Raw genomic sequence first — 19,131 nt, 5'->3', positions numbered from 1 at the left:
ACGGAAAAGCCTGCCTGAATGAGCACCGTCACCACATGACTGCCGATATAACCCGCACCGCCCGCCACAAGAACATTCTTATTGTTATTCAACCCCGGCTCCTCCCAGCAGGAAATATAAGGGATAATTTCCCATTATAAATAACTCACTCCCGAAACACAAGGACGCATGATAATCCAGAACCACCACTACGTATCGTCATAAAGCAAAAAAACTTTATGCTATTTCACTAGTGTCCGGTTAAGTGAGAAAGTTCATTGATAAAACCCCGTATTGACAGGCCTTGCGAGGCGATTTTGTTTGGTGCCGATTTGAATTCAAGTTCCACACTTCCAGGTTCAGGTAACTTCCGGAGATTGATCTCTCTGGAGAGGATGCATGAATACGGGAAAGACTCTTTTTGCTCAAGTCATGGAGTTCATTCCGTGGACCAGTTTCAGCCGCATCGTAGATCGCTATGGAGGCGATTCCAGAGTTCGAAGTCTGCCCTGTACCGAACAGTTTCGCGCCATGGCCTTCGCTCAATTGACTTACCGCGAGAGTTTGCGCGACATCGAAACCTGTCTGCTGTCCAATCACGGAAAACTCTACGGTATGGGTTTTCGTCAACCTGTCAGGCGCTCGACACTGGCCGATGCCAACGAAGGACGCGACTGGCATATTTGGGCAGATCTGGCCGCACTTCTGATTCGCAAAGCGCGCAAACTTTACAGCCAGGACGATTTCGCGGTCGACCTGGAGAATACCGTCTATGCCTTGGACGCCACGACCATAGACCTGTGTCTGTCCCTGTTTCCTTGGGCCTCCTTTCGCACTACCAAGTCCGCTGTAAAAATGCATACTCTGTTGGATTTGCGCGGAAATATCCCAGCGTTCATCCATGTTACCAATGGCTCGATTCACGATGTCAATGTCATGGACATGATTCCTTTCGAGTCCGGTGCGTTCTACGTCATGGATCGAGGTTACCTGGATTTCGAGCGTCTCTACGCCTTGCATCAACGCGGAGCTTACTTTGTCACTCGCGCCAAATCCAATACCCGCTCCCGCCGCATTTGTTCCCAGCCAGTCGATCGGACCACAGGCATAATCTGCGATCAGCGTATCTCCCTGACCGTCAAAAAATCCGCAATGGACTACCCCGATCAATTGCGCCGAGTGCGATTCAAGGACCCAGTATCCGGAAAGTCTTTGGTGTTCCTCACCAACAATACCCTGCTTTCCCCGTTGGCCATCGCCCAACTCTACAAGAGCCGCTGGCAGGTGGAATTGTTTTTCAAATGGATCAAGCAACATTTGCGCATCAAGCGCTTCATCGGCAACAGCGAAAACGCAGTCAAGACCCAAATATGGTGTGCCGTAGCCACCTATGTGCTGATCGCTATCATCAAGAAGGAACTTCAAATTGATGCCTCACTCTACACTTTGCTACAGATTTTATCTGTCTCCGTTTTCGAGAAAACCCATATTCTACGGGCCTTCCAGCCAGACCCTAATTCAGATAATTCGAGCGAAAATTCCAACCAACTGAAATTATTCGATTTTTAACCGGACACTAGTGGTTATAAATATAAAAGCATCGCCCATCAAGGAAGTGAGAAAACCCCTATGAGCATCCATCGCCACAAGTTGCTGCAGGCCATTGTCTGCCTGCTGGCAACTTCCTTGCCCCTATCGATGAGTCACGCGCAGACTTCGCCATCACCGGTCAATAGGCCGCTGGTCGAGGTTGCCGATATTCCCTTGCCAGGGCCTGCAGTTCGCTTTGACTATCAGAATTTCGATGCATCCAGCGGTCGGTTGTATATTTCGCACATGGATGCCGACCACGTGGTGATCTTCGACGTTGCAAGCCGGAAAGTAGTTGCCAACCTTGGTGGTTTCAAACGCGTTCACGGCGTCCTCGCAGTGCCGGAACGCCATCGACTGTATGTCGCGGTGACCGGGGATCACCGTATCGCCGTGGTCGATACGCAAACCCTCGAAACGATCGCCACCCCCGGACCGGTCACCTATCCCGACGGCCTCGCCTACGCGCCGCAGCAAAACCGCGTCTTTGTCTCCGATGAACATGGAGGTTCGGCAGATGCCGTCATTGACGCAACCACCAATCGGTTGATCACCAGCATCCCCTTGGGCGGCGAGGCCGGGAACACGGTCTTCGATCCCGTATCGGGACACATTCTCGTGAGCGTGCACCAAATCAACATGCTGGTGACCATCGATCCGGCAACCAACCGGATCATTGAACGATGTCCGCTGCCGGGAATCCGGAATCCCCACGGAATCGCACTGGATACAGCGAATCACCTGGCGTTTGTCGGGGGTGAAGATAACCATTCCCTTGCCCTGGTGGATCTGACCTCGATGAAACTATTGTCAACCTATGAGGTGGGCGACGAACCGGATGTGCTCGCCTTCGATCCTGGCCTGAACCGATTGTATGTCGCCTCCGAGGCGGGTACGGTCTCGGTTTTTCAAAGTCACGATAAAAAACTGACCCTGCTGGGTTCCATTCAAATGCCCCATGCGCACAGCGTTGCAGTTGACCCACGGACGCACCTCGTCTATTTCCCTCTGGAAAATATCCACGGTCGGCCCCTGTTGAGAATTATGCTTCCCAACTGAAGATTCAAGGACGAACCCGGCAGCCCCCTTCACAATCATTGTAAACTAGGTTACTATATGCCCATGTGTTCCTGTTTCCGGAGAGAATCATGTGGAGCAAAACCTACAGCAAGCAAGTGAGCGGTTTACCAGCGGGAAAAGTGTGGGAAGTATGGACCGATATCAATCGGTGGCATATTTGGCAACCCGACATAGAATCCGCGGAATTGGACGGCGAATTCAAGGCAGGGAACACTTTCCGGCTCAAACCCAAGGGGGGCTCGTGGGTTTCCATCCAGATCCTCGAAGTTGAACCCGGTCACCAGTTCACTGATCTGACCTGTTTTCCTGGTGCACGCATGTACGGTTGCCATGAATTCATTACCCATGGGGATGAATTAGAGATACGCACGACCATGAGCATCGAAGGCTTTTTATCCTTCCTGTGGAGAAAAATGGTTGCGGAAAAAATTGCCGACGGAATGGCGGCGCAGACAGAGGCCCTGATTGAAGAAGCAAAACGCATCTGAGTCTTCACCTTTCAAGCACGACCAGGCTGACGACAGCCCGGGATTTCTGCTGTGGAAACTCGTTGCCCTGTGGCAGGGGAAGCTCGCGCGGATATTCGGTGAGTTTTCCATTACCCAAACCCAGTTCGCCATCATGGCTTCGCTCCTGTGGTTCGAGCAGCAACATGAGCCACCCACCCAGGCTCGTCTGGTTGAGCATGCCAAAATCGATAAAATGACCCTTTCCAAAGCCATTCGAAAACTGGAGGAAGCCGGCCTCGTCCATCGGGAGCATTCGGCCATCGATACGCGTTCCATTCAGGTTCGGTTCACGGCAAACGGACGCAAACTGATTCACCAAACCATCGTTGCCGTCGAACGGGCTGACGATGAATTCTTCTCATGCCTGACGGAACAACAGTTGGCGTCCTACAAAGCACTGACCATCTCCATCATTGCTGGCAATTCCCCCTGAACACGCGCCATTGGATCGGCGTAACAGCAAAGGAACATGTCAATATTGGTTGTGGCTGGTGGATTCAGTCAGTTGCGCCACGGCGCGGTATTTCGTTTTCTGCCATAGTATGCGTTGGCCCTCCATGCCGATCCCAAACGCAATCAAGGACCACCAACGATGAACGTCAACTTTGGCGTTATTTTCCTCATTGCCAGCCTATTATTCCTCGGTCTCCTCAGCCAGTGGATCGCTTGGCGGATCAAATTACCTGCCATTCTTTTTTTGTTGATGCTGGGCATTCTGCTTGGGCCCATCCTCGGCTGGCTACGACCAGATGCGATTTTTGGACCCCTGCTTTTCCCCGCCGTCTCTCTGTGCGTGGCCATTATCCTCTTTGAGGGCGCCCTATCGTTACGTCTGAGCGAACTCCGCGGCCTTGGCACGGTCATCCAGCGCCTATTGATCCTGGGCGTGTTCAGCACTTGGACAATCATCAGTATCGCCACCCACTGGCTTGCGCATTTCCCTTGGCCCATGGCTGTTCTCTTTGGCGCGGTCACAGTAGTCTCCGGTCCCACAGTCATTGCGCCCATCCTGCGTAGCGTCCGCCCAAACGCCAAGATTGCCAAGGTATTACGCTGGGAGAGCATCCTCATCGACCCCATCGGTGTACTCCTCAGTGTGATCGTATTCGAAGCGCTGGTCGCCCAAAACTCCGCCACCGCATCCCTGGGGGAGGCCAGTTTGAACTTTCTGCGCATCGTGGCAGTGGGTGTCACCCTGGGGGTAACGGGAGGCTTCACTTTGGGATGGATACTACGACGCCGGGTAGTGCCGGACTATCTTCACCCCTTCCTCGTCTTGGCAAGCGTGCTCATGATTTTCGCCTTGTCCGATGTCTTGGTCAAAGATTCCGGCCTGCTGGCGGTCACCCTCATCGGCATGGTGCTCTCCAATATGCGTGACGTACCCTTGGACAATATCCTGGACTTCAAGGAAAGCCTCTCTATCCTGCTGATCTCCCTACTCTTCATCATTCTGGCAGCGCGTTTGAATCTCACGGAGATTCGTGCCGTGCTGGGACCCGGGCTCGGTCTGCTCGTAGTTATCCAAGTCGTCGCACAACCCATCAAGGTCGCTCTCGCCTCCTGGGGATCGGAGTTGCACTGGCGGGAACAGGTCCTCGTCGCCTGGATTGCACCACGCGGCATCGTTGCCGCAGCCACTGCGGCGGTGCTCGGACAAACCTTGCAGGCAATCCACTATCCCCATGCTTCGCTCTTCGTTCCCCTGACCTTCGCGCTCATCATCACCAGCGTTCTTCTGCCCAGCCTCACGGCCAGACCTCTGGCCATGCTGCTGAATGTGGATGAGAAGGAACCACAGAGCATCCTCATCATCGGCGCCAATCCTGTCGCCCAGGTCATTGCCAAAGCCCTGGATCAGGTGGGCTTTGCCTGCCTGTTGTTGGATAACGACTTCGCTCAAATCCGTAAAGCACGCGCAACGGGTATCAACACTTTTTACGCCCATCCCGTTTCCGTGCAAGCAGATCGTTATCTCGATTTACTCGACTTTGGCTACATGCTCGGCCTGGCCGAAGATCACTCCCTCAACATCATTGCAAGTATGCGTTATAAACCAGAGTTTGGCCTGGACCATGTCTTCATCCTGACCGACGAGAACGCCATGGTCGGACGCGACCGACAGCAGGTGGCAGAACCCTACCGAGGAAGTTATCTTTTTGGGGGAGATGTGACCTACTCACGACTCTCCCAACTATTGGATAACGGCTGGCAAATCCATACCACTCTCCTGAGCGAAAACTTTTCCTGGGAATCTTATCAGGAACAGCATAAGGCAGGCTTCCTACCCCTCTTCATGATCACTGGAGAGCATATTCTGCGCGTACTACATGCCGATGAGACTATTGCTCCTGTAAGCGGTGACCGCATTCTGGCGTTGATTGCACCCACTGCGGCTTAATCCTCTCGGTCAAAATGACCGTACCTTCGGGCCGGGATAGATTGCACCAATTTGGTGCAAAGAGGGCCTGTTTGCACCAGCCCTTCTAAAAACCCAGTTCGGTGAGATAAGCAACCCTCAATGAATTTACGGGGGAAAAAAGAAAAGGCATCATTCTTGCTAGGTATCCGGCGGTCGCTATCCAGGGATGAATCAGGTACCTCACATGAAAAAACGCAAAGCCACTTCACTACACAACCCTCCATCCACACTTGCCCGCTTTATGAGCGGTCTATACCCTGACCAGAAACGGCTGAATGAAATTCAGACGGTTTATGACAATTTAACGCTATTGGGGCAACTACTTTGCGCTGGAACAGACATCAGCCGCATGCGTTCCGACTTCAACAACCTGGCTTCGGTGCTTCTGGATCAGTTGGCCATAGAGTATTACAAGAAAGCGAGCCTCCATCTCGATTCCTGTGCCCGGGTCGCCATCGACATCCTGACTCGTAACCTGTTTGAGCGCACCGCCGATATCGGATTTCTGGCCACCGACAGCGAAATTCGCAAGTATGCCGAAGCGGTGGAAGAAAATCCCGAGACAACGAACTCTCTCCACTGGAAAAAAATACTGGGCTCCCACTTCATGGAGTATGTCCAGAAGTATTCGGTCTATCACAACATCATTCTGCTCTCCCCCCAAGGCGAAGTTCTTGCCCAACTGGACACCAACAATTTCGTGGAACGGACAACAGACAGCCTGGTAAGAGAAGCCTTGAATACCGACCATGCCTATGTGGAAATATCCCGGCCGACTGACCTGCTTCCGGGACTGGACAATCCTCTGGTGTATGCCTACCGCGTCATGTCCGGCGACGATAGCCACCCCGTAGGCGTACTCTGTCTGTGTTTCCGGCTCCAGGACGAATGTCGGAGAATCTTTGAAAACCTGGTTGCCGAGGATGACTGGACGATCATCACGCTACTGGACTCCGAGCAACGGGTCATTGCGAGCAGTGACCACTACCAGTTTCCCATTGGTGCCAGAATCGGGGTTTCAGGAGAAGATGGTTGCCAAATCATTCGTTTTTCCGGAAGGGAATACCTCTCGGCAACGCGGATCGCCCATGGCTACCAGGGATACACCGGCCCGGGCTGGGTGGGCCACGCCCTGGCTCCGCTCAACCATGCTTTCGAAATGTCGGAAGCCCATGAACTCGAGAACATCCCAGCCGACCTCATCAACCGCGTCGTCGAAACGGCCACGCTGTTCAGCCCGGAATTGAGGGACATCCCTCTCAGGGCCGCCACCATTCAGCAAGAACTGAACCGGGCCGTATGGAATGGAAACCTATGGCTGATCTCCGATCAAAGCGCAAACAACGCCGCGTTTGCCAAGGTGCTGCTGCGTGAGATCGGCAGTACGGGCATCCGTACCCGAAGTGTATTCAGCGAATCCACAACCAATCTCTACAAGACCGTACTGTCATCCGTCCTCTTCGACTGCAGATCCCAAGCCGCACTGGCCATCGACATCCTGAACCGGAATCTCTATGAACGAGCCAACGATTGCCGCTGGTGGGCGCTTACCCGATTGTTCTGCGACGAACTTGCCCATCCGAGCCTCACCGACCCTTCCCAGACCCTGAGACTCACAGACGTCCTGCGCACCATCAACGATCTGTACACTGTTTACAGCAATCTGATCCTGTTCGACCATCTGGGCAGGGTGATCGCTCTTTCCAACCCGGCCTACGGCGACTGGGTTGGAAAATCCCTTCCCGACACCTGGGTCCGCCCGACCCTGGCATTGAGAAATACCCAGAGTTACACCGTCACCAGTTTTTCCACCACCGATCTTTATGCGGGGCAACCTACCTACGTGTATTCTGCCGCAATCAGGAACCCCAACAAGAGCGAACCGGTCGGCGGCATTTCCATCGTGTTCGATGCCACGCCCCAGTTTCAGGCCATGCTCCACGATGCATTGCCAAGACAGGAAAACGGTAGCCTGGTCCCAGGAGCCTTCGCCGTCTTCGCAGGACGGGAGGGATACATCATTTCCAGTACCGACGAGTCGCTGCAACCCGGTTCCCGCCTGTCGATCGATCCTGATTTTTTCAATCTGCAACGGGGCGAAAGTCGGACCGGCATCATGATCAGAAATGGACGGTATTACGCTGTGGGCTCATGTATGGAGAACGGGTATCGGGAATACAAATCCGCCGAGGATCCCGGTCAGACCGATGTCGTGGCCTTGGTCTTCTCTCCCCTGTCCGAGCATGTTTCGGAGGATTCCGAAGGCATTCCCTCGCTGCAGGAGAGCATGAAAAATCCTCCCGCAATCCACGCCGGAATCGGAGAAAACACGGTGGATATCGCCTGTTTCTTTGTGGGCCACAACTGGTATGGAATCCCCTCGAAGCATGTGATCGAAGTCATCGACATCCACGGCCTGACCCCTATCCCTGGCGCTCCTGACTTCGTCAAGGGCTGTATGATGTATCAGGAGCAGGCCATGACCGTCTTCGATTTGTCCACGGCGGTTTCCACAAAAAACCCTGAACGGGAGCGACGTCACCGGAATTCCGTAATGACGCGTATTCAGATCCTGGTTCTGCGCTCTCCCGGGAATCGAAACCCGTTCGGCATTCTGGTGGACAGTCTGGGTGACATCGCTGAAATCCCTGTCACCCAGATCGAACCCGTTCCCGCCATGATGGCCAATGGTCATTCCCTGGTGGAAAACCTCGTCAAACCCGGAAAAGGCAGCCCGGAACGACGGATTCTCATCGTGCTTTCAGTGGATCGGATACTGCGCCGTTTCGCGGTAGAGTATGCCGCAGCATGAACGAACCGATGCAGGGTTTTCGGCTCGAACTCATTATTTCCAAGATTGGATGGCCGATAAGGAGTCGTTAAGAAATTACTGTAACAAATAAACAGGGGGTGGTATATTGTCGTCATGGAGATTGAAGACGACGACACCAAACAAATACGCACCCGATTCGCGAAACTTGCGTGGGCATTAGATGAGCGCATGAGGCGTCTGTTTGCCGCTGCGGAAGCTGTTGTGCTAGGTCATGGAGGTATTACAAAGGTTGCACTGGCAACCGGTGTGTCCCGGCGTGCTATTCACGCTGGACTTGAGGAACTGGCGGCGGAGAGGATGCCCACCGAAAATCAGGGTAAGCGGATTCGCAAATCGGGTGCTGGCAGAAAAACCGTGATCGAGACCAATTCTGGTGTAATGGCGGCATTGGAGAAACTGATTGAACCAACGACACGAGGTGATCCCGAGTCACCGCTGCGTTGGACCTGCAAAAGCCTGCGAACATTAGCTGATGAGTTGACCCTGAAGGGGTATTCGGTAAGTTATCCGAAAGTGGGGGATTTGCTACGGGAGTTGGGCTACAGTCTACAGGCAAATCGAAAGATGCTGGAAGGAACGGATCATCCCGACCGCAATGCCCAATTCGAGTTCATTAATGACCAGACCAGGCAACGAATAGAGGCAGGCAATCCAGTCATCTCGGTTGACACGAAAAAGAAAGAACTTGTCGGCGCGTACAAGAACAATGGCACAACTTGGCACCCTGAGGGAAAGCCTGAATTAGTCAAGGTGCATGATTTTATTGACAAGGAACTTGGACGCGCGAATCCTTATGGCGTCTATGATGTGGCCAGTAACACCGGTTGGGTCAGTGTGGGGACGGATCACGACACGGCCAGTTTTGCGGTCGAGACCATTCGCCGCTGGTGGAATACAATGGGCAGGCAACGTTATCCTACGGCAACGGAATTGATGATCACGGCAGATGGTGGGGGTAGCAACGGTAGCCGAGTACGGCTTTGGAAACTGGAGTTGCAACGATTGGCAGACGAGATCAATATCCCGATCCATATCTCTCACTTGCCTCCAGGCACGAGCAAGTGGAACAAGATTGAACACCGTCTGTTTTCTTACATCAGCATGAACTGGCGTGGTCAGCCTTTGATTAGCCATGAGGTGATCGTCAATCTCATTGCGGGAACGACCACTCGGAAGGGGCTAAAAGTTCACGCGGAAATAGACGACTCTTCGTATCCGTCAGGCATTAAGGTAAGTGACGAAGAATTCGAAAAAATACGCATTACACGAAATACATTTCATGGCGAATGGAACTACAGGATTGATCCGAGTTTTGGCTAGAATTGCCACACTAATTTATTAACGATTCCTAAGATCACAACAGGTTGCGAAAGGCCATCCACGTTACCAGACCCTGTCTCAAATATTTTCCGAGAGGATTGGAACGAGATACCGAAAGCAAAACGCCACCGAGGATCAACACGGGATGTTTCCTGACGAAATTCAGAATGGATAGCCCCCGATCGGCCAACGTCAGGGGCATGAGCCACGGCTTGATGCTTTCCGTCAACAGATCGCGTTGCAGGGTCGCCTGGGCAACCAGGCTTTCGCGACGCTTTGCCAGTTTGGCCGATTTATCACGCATCAACATCGACTCGTTGTCGGTCTTTGAGTAACTCCGACAAACTTGCCGCAAATGGCTTTGGCTTCACCCTCGCTTTACGCCAGGCTGCGCCCCACGCCATCAGACCTGCTCCCAGAAAAAATCCGGAAAACAGGCCCAGCACAAGGAGACGGTGTGTATCCCAGAACGCAGTCACAAGCAGGATCGTGGCCAGAACCACCCCTACCCCAAGGAGAAACAGTGCCATCAGGATCAGAACCAGTTGCGCCAGAAAATACTCCCGCTCCTCCTCCAGTTCCGTAGACAACAAATCCAGGCGCGTATGGACGACCGCGATCAGCGTTGTCGCAAGATTTTTCAGGGAATGGAGCAACCCGGCGCGCACACCGGATGTCTTCTCTGTCATGGCATGCCCTGTTTAGCGACGACCGATGAGCAAGCCAATCAACAGACCCACCCCGGCAGAGATGCCGATGGCGCTCCAGGGATTGTCGTGAACGTAAGCGTCCGTCGTATCGGTGACCGTTTTTGTTTTGGCAAGCAGGAGAGTCTGTGTCCCGGCCAGTTTGGCTTTCACCGTTCTGAGCGACTCCTCGGCCTTGGCGCGAACCTCAGCCAGTTTCTCCCCACCCTGATTGGCCGAGGCTTTCAACAGCGCCTCGGCATCCGCCAAAACCACCATGAAATCGGCCATCAACTGCTCCTTGGTGACTTCATCGGATAATCTTTTCATGCCCTTATCTGATTCCAGTTCTATCGTGTTCATGGCGAATTCCTTTCGTTTTGTGACCAAAAAACCCAGAGATCCTGTCGTACAGTGTACTACAGAAAAAAAACAGCGGAGGCCATACTGCTAGAGGCGACGGCCTTGAACGACACGCACCAATATCACCACAATCGCCACAACCAGAAGAATGTGTATGAACCCACCCATGGTATATGAGGAAACTATCCCCAGTAGCCAGAGGACAATCAAGATGACTGCAATAGTTTCGAGCATTTTTACCTCCTGAATCCGTATTCGTTATAGAAAATTTCTCACCTTCAGGACCACGTTTAATCCGAACTGACCAACACCATGATTTCCACCTGATGCTCGCAGTGATCATCAACCATGGAAATGATCCCAGCCTCTTGATCCACTCCATCCAACATCGCCCTTACCCCAGTACTCGACAGATCATCATGGGTACACATTTGCGATACAGTGATGTGGTAGACAGTCTCGCGATACCGGTAGTGCATCTTGAAGGACTGCCAGTCTGGGGACATGCGGGGAGAAAAACTCAATTTATCCCCCTCTACCCTGAGACCCAGTAAGGATTCCACAATCAGCCGATACATCCAGCCTGCCGAGCCTGTATACCAACTCCACCCCCCACGGCCGGTATGGGGTGCATTGGCATAAATATCCGCAGCGATGACGTAGGGTTCTACTTTGTAGACCGCGATTTTTTCAGCCGAGTTCGCATGGTTTATCGGGTTGATCATGGTCAACAACTCCCATGCACGCTCGACATCCCCCAATTCGGCAAAGGCCATGGCGGCCCAGACAGCCCCGTGGGTGTACTGCCCTCCGTTCTCTCTCACTCCTGGGGCGTACCCACGAATATATCCCGGATTCAGGTTCGACTTGTCAAAGGGTGGATCAAGCAGTTGAATGAGCGCGTCAGTGCGGCGCACGAGCCGCTCGTCCAGGGCTTTCATGGCTTTTCGGGAACGAACCGGGTCCCCTGCCCCGGACAGTACGGACCAACTTTGAGAAATCGAATCGATCTGGCACTCCTCATTACCTCTGGAACCCAGCGGGGTTCCATCGTCGAAATAGGCCCGCAGATACCATTCACCATCCCAACCCTGCTCATCGATACTGACGCTCAGCCTGCCTCGTGTCTCCCGACAAAGTTCAGCAAAGGCAGCGTCTTCATATGCCTCTGCCACTGCGGCAAACTGCCGAAGCACTTCACTCTGAAAAAACCCCAACCAGATGCTTTCGCCCTTGCCCTGCATTCCCAGCAGATTCATGCCGTCATTCCAGTCGCCGGATCCGATCAGAGGCAATCCGTGTTCGCCGAAATTCATCCCCCGTCGAATGGCCCGGACACAGTGCTGGTAAAGGCTGGCCACGTCGGCAGACCGCCCGGGCAAGTCATAATAGGAATCGTCTTCCGGTCCGATGGGTCGCCCTTCCAGAAAAGGCACGGGTTCGTCCAGCACACCCAGGTCTCCCGTACTCTTCACATATCTGCAGATAGCCAAAGGGAGCCAGAGGTAATCGTCCGAGCAATGCGTACGCACCCCTCGACCCGATGGTGGATGCCACCAGTGCTGCACATCTCCCTCCTCGAACTGATGGCTTGCGCATAACAGCAAATGTTCACGCACCAAATCCGGTTTGGCATGGACCAGCGCCATCACGTCCTGCAATTGATCTCGAAAACCAAAGGCGCCACCCGATTGGTAGTAACCGCTACGCGCCCAAAGACGACAGGCCAAGGTCTGGTACACCAACCAGCCATTGACAAGTATATTCAATGACAGATCAGGCGTTTCGACTTGTACTGTACCCAGGGTGTGGTTCCAGTGGTACCACACCCCCTCGAGCACACTGCGCGCAGCCAAATCACCGCGAAAGCGCTGCACGAGTTGGTCAGCCTCCTCCACAGTACGACCAACCCCCAGTCGGAATACAATGTCACGTTGTTGTCCGTCGACCAGTTCAAAATTCACCTGAAGCGCGGCACAGGGATCCAGAGCAGATCCCACCTTGCCGGTAAGGCGGGACCGATGCATGGCTGCAGGGTTTTTCAAGGAACCATTACGTCCGATAAATTCCGTTCGGTCGCCGGTTACGCCGTGCACGGCATCATCCACATCAAAGAAGGCCACGTGGTCGGCAAACTCGGTGTTGTAGGGATTGCGCGCATACAGCGCACCGTTCCGGGGATTGATTTCCGTGGTGACATGCATGGCCGATTTCTCACAAAGATCTCCCAGCACCCACTCGACATAGCCTGTGGCAGAGAGCTTGCGCGTACAGCCTGATTCATTTCTCACTTTCAATACGGAAAACTTGACAGAGGCATCCATTGCCACATAGACCCACAGCTCCGAGCAAATCCCGGCGGATCTGTGTTCAAAAACACTGTAACCAAATCCATGGCGGACAATATAAGGCGCTGCTGCACGGGCAGGGAGTGGGGTAGGTGACCAGAAATACCCGGATTCCTCGTCACGAAGATAAAGCGCTTCTCCACTCAAATCGCTTACCGGGTCGTTGTACCACGGTGTCAAACGAAATTCGTGCGCGTTTTCACTCCAGGTATAAGCAACCCCGCTTTCCGATAGGACTGTTCCGAAACGCGGTCCGGCCAGAACATTCACCCAGGGTGCTGGCGTCACTTCGCCAGGAGCAAGCGCAATGACATATTCGTGCCCATCCGGAGTAAAGCCTCCCAGTCCATTGCACAGAGTCAGATCCGTACGCGGTATCACAACCTCAGGATAAATCCTGGAACCCTGCGAATGTGTCGGCGTAAACCTGGATAGGCGCGGTTCCACGAGGTTGCGATGGCCAAGTTGTTCTGCCAGGGTTCCTCGTCCGTCCGTGATGATAACGCGCGCAACGGACTGAAGCAGGATACGGTCCTCACTGGAGATCTGTTCCGCTGTCCGGACAAAGATACCGCCTGGCCGATCGATCACAGTAGCCTCGATACCCGAGGCAATCAGTCCCATGATCTGTTCCTGCAATCGTTGACGGTACCCCATGTGGTCCTCATTCCAGATCACCATGTCCACCGCCAGACCTTTCAGGCGCCAGTAAGCATGACCTTGCACAAGTTGACGCACCAGATCGATATTGGCCTCGTCCCCGATCTGTAACAGTACGATTGGCAAATCTCCCGAGATGGCATAACCCCAAAGACCGGACTGACCACGACGATTCCTGATGAGCACGGCTGCGTCGGCGCGCAAGGAGGCATGGGCGTAGAGGATGGATCCAGCCAGGCGCGCATAGAGTTGAGCATCGACATCGGAGGCATTCAATTGGCGCAATACCACTTGACTGTGGGGCCAGGTCAGGTCAAAGACACGGTCGGACAGGTGCCGATCCTGGTACTTGTCGATCAGGTTCAAGACCATGTCCCGGGTTTCGCCAATACCGGTTACCATATCCACCGTGACTGATTGCTCAGGATCGAGCACGATGCGGTAGCGGATAGCCACGATCGGATCCAGCACTGAACCCTCGGTACCCGAGAGCGCCGCTGAGTTGCTCATGGCCAACGGATTGACGACGCTTCTCGTCCGCCCAATGAAGCGCAGACGATCCGTCTCGTAGGATACTTCGCTGATCTTTGCGCCATACGCAGTCATCAAATGGAACATCCAGTATGTCTGCTCACTGAGAGAACGGGGGCGACGCGTGCACAGAATCGCATGGCGCTCCCGCAAAATTTCCGTCTGCACGAACAAATTGCTGAAGGCCGGATGAAGCGCATCTGCAGCCGGTGATGCGATCACTACTTCGGCGTAACTGGTGATCTCTATTTCCCTGCGTTGTCGCGACCGATTGACGATGCGGGTCCGGCGCAATTCGATGTCATCTTCCGGTGAAACCACGATCTCGGTATGTGTTTCGAAGTCACCGTCGTCCACCCCAGTAAAGTCACGGCGCCGAAACTCGGCGCGTCCTTCGGAAAAAATCGCCTCATAACTCTCGGGGCGCTTGAGCGTCGGTTGATATGCCGTTGACCAGAATACCCCGCTCGCCACTTCACGAACGTAACAGAACAAACCCCAATTGTCGCAGGTGCTGTCTTCACGCCAACGCAGAACAGCGAGATCTTTCCAGCGGCTGTAGCCCCCACCGGCATTGGTAATCATTACGTGATAACGTCCATTGGACAACAACTGGACCTCAGGTACCGGCGTGTCAGGTGTGCCATAGACACGAATCGGCATTTCCGTGGCAACCGACACCGAACGGGCGCTGGAAAGTTGCGTCGTATGTAAAAACAGCCCAGTGGCCTTGGGAATTCGCTCCTGAAGTAGGGGCATGATGGCCTGGAACATCCGCTCTGATTCAAACCGCCGCTGCATCGGCCGGTCCAGGATCAGAGCGGCCAAAGCGAGCAGGCTCATCCCCTGATGATGGGCCATGAAGGACCTGACCACTGTACCGGATTGTCCGCGTACTTGCCGTGCCGGCGTGTAATCGATCGCCTCGAAGAAACCGAACCGCCCGATCAGCCTTTCAGTTGAGAGACGCTGCAGATTCACGCATGCCTCCTCAGGTGCCACCATCAGCGCCAACACCGAGGCGTAGGGCGAGATGACCGTATCCTCAGCCAGTCCACGTTTCAGCCCCAGGCTGGGTACGCCAAAGGCACGGTATTGGTAATTGAGGTGCACGTCCACCGTGTTGTAGCACGATTCCGACATACCCCAGGGCACGCCGAGTTGCCTTCCGTACTCGATCTGGCTCGCCACCGCCGCCTTGCAGGTCTGGTCAAGCAGGGTATCATCATAGGTCGGCATGATCAGAAGTGGCATCAGGTACTCGAACATCGAGCCGCTCCACGACAAGAGAACCGGTTCGCCTCCGGCACCCGTCAGCAGACGCCCCAGAGAAAACCAGACTTCTTGGGGTAGTTGCCCCTGCGCAATGGCCACGAAGCAGCATAAGCGCACCTCGGAGGCCAGCAGGTCGTAGTGACCCGCGTCCACCCGTCGCTCACTCACGTTGTAGCCAATGGTCAATAAATGACGGCTTCTGTCAAACAGAAAATCATACTCCATGCAGGCAAGACCTTCGGATTGAAGGAGCAGACCTTCGATGGTCGCTATCCTGTTTCGGGCACGCAGACTCCCTTCGCCAATCTGCCGCCGTAAGTCGGTGAGCCAGTCATGCTGGGAAGGAGTTGGTCCCTCATCGAGCCAAAAATCAATCACCGGACGCAGATCTTCATCCAGCCTTGCCAGTTCATGTAATGTCGGAATTCTGTCCAGATCTGCAAATGCTTCCAACCCGCTCGGCGCTCCCGGCAACAGTGTCCACGGAATGAGATGGTTCAACTCGTCCAGGGCCATGCGAATCTGATGAACCAGAGCCCGCCCCCACCAGGATGATTCGCTCTCTTGCTTGAGGTCGCCCCTATCTTCCTTGACGAAGATGGAAACGCCAGCCTCCAGTCGCAAGAGATACTCGCGCAGTTCACCTGCAGAATTGGGTGGCGCAGCAGAGAGTGCCTTCAGTTCGTTCCATAACTTTGCAATCAGATCTGCTGAATTCCCCTTCATCGAGTCCGAAAAAATCAGCAAGGTGTCTTGCAGACCATCCAACAGTTTCGTTCCCAAAATTTTGTCATCTGCAAGCACACGCAACCCTGCACGCAACGTCAGCAAATGGCCGGCCAGATTCCCGCTGTCTACCGTCGACACATACAATGGCAGCAGCGGTTGCAAGGTCAGCGTGTCATACCAGTTGTAGAAGTGCCCTCGATAACGCTGCAACCCTTCCATCGTATGCAGGGTATCGTGCGTGCGCTCGACCAGTTTTCCCGCCGTAATGTATCCGAAATCATAGGCGGATAAATTGGCCAATAACGCCAGCCCGATATTGGTGGGTGATGTGCGATGGGCTACCGAAACAGGGCGGTACTCCTGAAAGTTGTCGGGGGGGAGCCAATGATCTTCCTCACCCACAAAGTGGTCAAAAAAAGCCCAGGTCTTGCGCGCCAGCATACGCAGGAAAAATATTTGTTCGTTCGTCAAGGCGGCCTTGCGACGCGCCAGAGGAAGGCTTATCCACCAGGCAAGGATGGGCGAGATGAGCCACAAAAATAAAATCGGCCCGGCCGACAACAGTACTGCAGGGGTCAACAGGATCAAGGCAATCGCCGCTGCAACAGAAACCGCGGGAGAAATCCACATCTCCCGGAAACAGGCAACAAGGTCACTGTGCCCCAGTCCATCCAACTGGCGATCGACCTCAACGGAAGGATTCCATTCCAGTAGTCGTTTATGTGTCACCAGGATCCGCCAGGTCGTGCGCAGAATGGCCCCCAAACTGAAAAACGCTTCGTAGGGAAGGCACGCCAGTTCAAATCCGACTTGCATCAAATGTCGGCTGGCCGAACGAGTAACCGTCCTGAAATGCTGCCGAAACAATACCTGTTCCGGCTTGAGAAACAGGTCGAAGACCGAAGCAAACAAGGCTGGAATCAACAGGCTGCCGAGCACCGACAAAGTCCACAGCCAGGCCAGGGGCAGCAGCAACCACCCCGACAGTAACAGCCAAGCCAATGCCACAGGAACGAGACTACGCCTAAGATTGTCGAACAGTTTCCATTGCGACAGCCGGGATAGCCTATTCCTTCGATTTCCACGAGTTTCGCCCACCCGGTTTTCAGGGACATAACGCAGCAGCCATCCCGCAATCTGCCAATCCCCGCGTATCCAGCGGTGACGGCGACTCACATCGGCGCTGTAGCGCAACGGATAGTTTTCGTACAACTGCACATCGCTCAACAACCCTGCCCGCGCATAACACCCCTCGAGAAGGTCGTGGCTGAGGATACGGTTTTCCGGAAAGCGTCCACCGAGTGCACGCTCGAAGACATCGACCTCGTAGATGCCTTTGCCGATGAATGAACCTTCTCCGAAAAGATCTTGATAGACATCTGAAACGGCGCGGGTATAGGGATCAATTCCGGGCTCTCCCCCGTACAGCCGGGCATAACGTGATCGGTTCAGTCCGGGAATGCTGACCGCCATACGCGGCTGCAGAATGCCGTAACCTTCCGTAACGCGCTGCTTTTTTTCGTCATAGTGAGCACGATTGAGCGGATGCGCCATCGTTCCCACACACTGACATGCGGTGTCCCGCGGCAACTGTGTATCCGCATCGAGGGTGATGATAAACTTCACACTGGACAGAACCGAGGTGTCCCCGACGATCAGCGAAAAAGCCCCCCCGGAAAACCCCGGGTCGGCACTGCGCAGCAGAACATTCAAGTCCGCAAGTTTTCCACGCTTGCGTTCGTAACCCATCCAGATCCGTTCCTGCGGGTTCCATCGTCTCGGTCGATGAAACAGAAAGAAAATATCGCCCTTGATTCCATCACCGACATTGCTGTATTTTTCATTCAACCCGTTGATCAGGGTATGAGCCAGTTGCACCAGGGAACTGTCTTCCGGGAGAGATTCCTGTGGCGCATCACAAACATCCGTCAATAGACCAAAATGCAGATGTTCATCACGATTTGCCAAAAATCTGACTTCCAGTGCCTCCACCAGTTTCTCGATGTCCTGTACGCTCGTCAGAAGGGCAGGAACCACCACCAGCGTTCGGTAGCCTGACGGAATTCCTTTGGAGAAGTCCATTTTTGGCAACCGCTCAGGCTTTACCAACAATGTTGCCAGCCAGTTCATCAAGGCCACGGACAGTTGGCTGGAAACCAGCAATAGCAGGATGCAGAGCGGCGCCAACATCCAAACCGGCATTCCATTGGTCACTGCCTGAAATGACAGGCTTCCCGTGAGGGTCATTGCAATCAGGGCGATGCCCCCCAGGTAGAGGGAAAGGGGGTGCTGGCCTGCCGCCCTCGTAAAGGCCTCGAATCTGGAGAGGTGAACTTCGGCTGCACGCTCCAGCTTTGGCAACCCCTTGTCGATCAGGTAAAAACCCACATGCCGCGCTCGATCGTTGGGCGTGGTTGTGGATGCAATGTGGGAGCGCGTCAACTCGATGGCCGTGAAAGCCACCTCCCTTTCCGTGCAACGACCTTTTTTCGCGATTCTTTCTATAGCATGCCGATAACGATCACGAGTGGCAAAATCCATCCTGCCATAGATACCGTCAGGATCCTCACGAAGAATCTGCTCGACTATGCTCATGGTCTCGACAAACTCTCTCCAGTCCATCGCAACCAAAACTCGTAAACTGCCGATGCAATTGCTGATGGAAACCTGATCGCCAGCTTGCTGCTGGTTTTCCGACTGCACCAGTTGATCGATGGTTTGTCCTGATTCGGATAGGCGCTGGTCAACCCAGGTCAAGGGCAAGGCCAGGGCTGGCCCTCGTCCCCGCAATCGGCGTGCAAGTTCC

At 54.1% G+C, this 19,131-nt stretch carries 12 protein-coding genes; 7 read left to right on the top strand and 5 right to left on the bottom strand.

The genetic code is table 11. The features are described 5' to 3' along the window. The first annotated feature begins 378 nt into the window (after positions 1 to 378). From M6F29_RS08965 to M6F29_RS08935, 7 genes are all read left to right on the top strand, one after another. A complete protein-coding gene (locus M6F29_RS08965) occupies positions 379 to 1,548 on the top strand; it encodes an IS4 family transposase (RefSeq protein ID WP_298158798.1) in 1,170 nt (389 codons plus the stop codon). 60 nt (positions 1,549 to 1,608) lie between these two features. Beyond that, complete coding sequence (locus M6F29_RS08960; protein ID WP_298158795.1) at positions 1,609 to 2,628, top strand: YncE family protein; 1,020 nt, start codon at positions 1,609 to 1,611, stop codon at positions 2,626 to 2,628. 89 nt (positions 2,629 to 2,717) lie between these two features. Further along, positions 2,718 to 3,137 (top strand): SRPBCC family protein, encoded by a 420-nt coding sequence (locus tag M6F29_RS08955; RefSeq protein ID WP_298158792.1) that lies wholly within the window; start codon positions 2,718 to 2,720, stop codon positions 3,135 to 3,137. Then, positions 3,115 to 3,591 carry a MarR family winged helix-turn-helix transcriptional regulator gene (locus tag M6F29_RS08950; RefSeq protein ID WP_298158788.1) on the top strand — a complete coding sequence of 159 codons (477 nt, stop codon included), beginning with the start codon at positions 3,115 to 3,117 and terminating at the stop codon, positions 3,589 to 3,591. Before M6F29_RS08955 ends, M6F29_RS08950 begins: the two co-directional genes overlap by 23 nt. Before the next feature lie 159 nt (positions 3,592 to 3,750). Beyond that, a complete protein-coding gene (locus M6F29_RS08945; RefSeq protein WP_298158784.1) occupies positions 3,751 to 5,559 on the top strand; it encodes a cation:proton antiporter in 1,809 nt (602 codons plus the stop codon). A gap of 370 nt (positions 5,560 to 5,929) precedes the next feature. Next, entirely contained in the window at positions 5,930 to 8,392 is a 2,463-nt protein-coding gene (locus M6F29_RS08940; protein WP_298158782.1) for a chemotaxis protein CheW, read from the top strand. A 114-nt stretch (positions 8,393 to 8,506) separates the two neighbouring features. After that, the gene (locus M6F29_RS08935) at positions 8,507 to 9,733 is read left to right on the top strand and encodes an ISAzo13 family transposase (RefSeq protein WP_298158780.1); all 1,227 of its coding nucleotides are present in this window, start codon (positions 8,507 to 8,509) and stop codon (positions 9,731 to 9,733) included. A gap of 34 nt (positions 9,734 to 9,767) precedes the next feature. Here the strand turns inward: M6F29_RS08935 and M6F29_RS08930 are convergent, their stop codons facing one another. The 5 genes from M6F29_RS08930 to M6F29_RS08915 form a co-directional block, all read right to left on the bottom strand. Beyond that, a complete protein-coding gene (locus M6F29_RS08930) occupies positions 9,768 to 10,037 on the bottom strand; it encodes a YqjK-like family protein (protein ID WP_298158778.1) in 270 nt (89 codons plus the stop codon). Then, entirely contained in the window at positions 10,030 to 10,422 is a 393-nt protein-coding gene (locus M6F29_RS08925) for a phage holin family protein (RefSeq protein WP_298158774.1), read from the bottom strand. Before M6F29_RS08925 ends, M6F29_RS08930 begins: the two co-directional genes overlap by 8 nt. 12 nt (positions 10,423 to 10,434) lie before the next feature. Further along, positions 10,435 to 10,782: an ElaB/YgaM/YqjD family protein gene (locus tag M6F29_RS08920; protein ID WP_298158771.1), complete on the bottom strand. Its 348-nt coding sequence runs from the start codon at positions 10,780 to 10,782 to the stop codon at positions 10,435 to 10,437. 87 nt (positions 10,783 to 10,869) lie between these two features. Next, complete coding sequence (locus M6F29_RS12350; RefSeq protein ID WP_366525983.1) at positions 10,870 to 11,016, bottom strand: lmo0937 family membrane protein; 147 nt, start codon at positions 11,014 to 11,016, stop codon at positions 10,870 to 10,872. A gap of 56 nt (positions 11,017 to 11,072) precedes the next feature. Further along, the coding region (locus tag M6F29_RS08915; RefSeq protein WP_366525982.1) for a glycoside hydrolase family 94 protein at positions 11,073 to 19,131 on the bottom strand (8,059 nt) is incomplete at its 5' end.

This window comes from Ferrovum sp. (genome assembly GCF_027317285.1).
GTDB lineage: Bacteria > Pseudomonadota > Gammaproteobacteria > Burkholderiales > Ferrovaceae > Ferrovum.
This window is presented reverse-complemented; position numbering and strand designations above follow the sequence as displayed.

Coding starts and splice junctions, on each gene's coding strand:
- M6F29_RS08965 (WP_298158798.1), top strand. CDS start 379: ATGAATACGGGAAAGACTCTTTTTGCTCAAGTCATGGAGTTCATTCCG.
- M6F29_RS08960 (WP_298158795.1), top strand. CDS start 1,609: ATGAGCATCCATCGCCACAAGTTGCTGCAGGCCATTGTCTGCCTGCTG.
- M6F29_RS08955 (WP_298158792.1), top strand. CDS start 2,718: ATGTGGAGCAAAACCTACAGCAAGCAAGTGAGCGGTTTACCAGCGGGA.
- M6F29_RS08945 (WP_298158784.1), top strand. CDS start 3,751: ATGAACGTCAACTTTGGCGTTATTTTCCTCATTGCCAGCCTATTATTC.
- M6F29_RS08940 (WP_298158782.1), top strand. CDS start 5,930: ATGCGTTCCGACTTCAACAACCTGGCTTCGGTGCTTCTGGATCAGTTG.
- M6F29_RS08935 (WP_298158780.1), top strand. CDS start 8,507: ATGGAGATTGAAGACGACGACACCAAACAAATACGCACCCGATTCGCG.
- M6F29_RS08930 (WP_298158778.1), bottom strand. CDS start 10,037: ATGCGTGATAAATCGGCCAAACTGGCAAAGCGTCGCGAAAGCCTGGTT.
- M6F29_RS08925 (WP_298158774.1), bottom strand. CDS start 10,422: ATGACAGAGAAGACATCCGGTGTGCGCGCCGGGTTGCTCCATTCCCTG.
- M6F29_RS08920 (WP_298158771.1), bottom strand. CDS start 10,782: ATGAACACGATAGAACTGGAATCAGATAAGGGCATGAAAAGATTATCC.
- M6F29_RS12350 (WP_366525983.1), bottom strand. CDS start 11,016: ATGCTCGAAACTATTGCAGTCATCTTGATTGTCCTCTGGCTACTGGGG.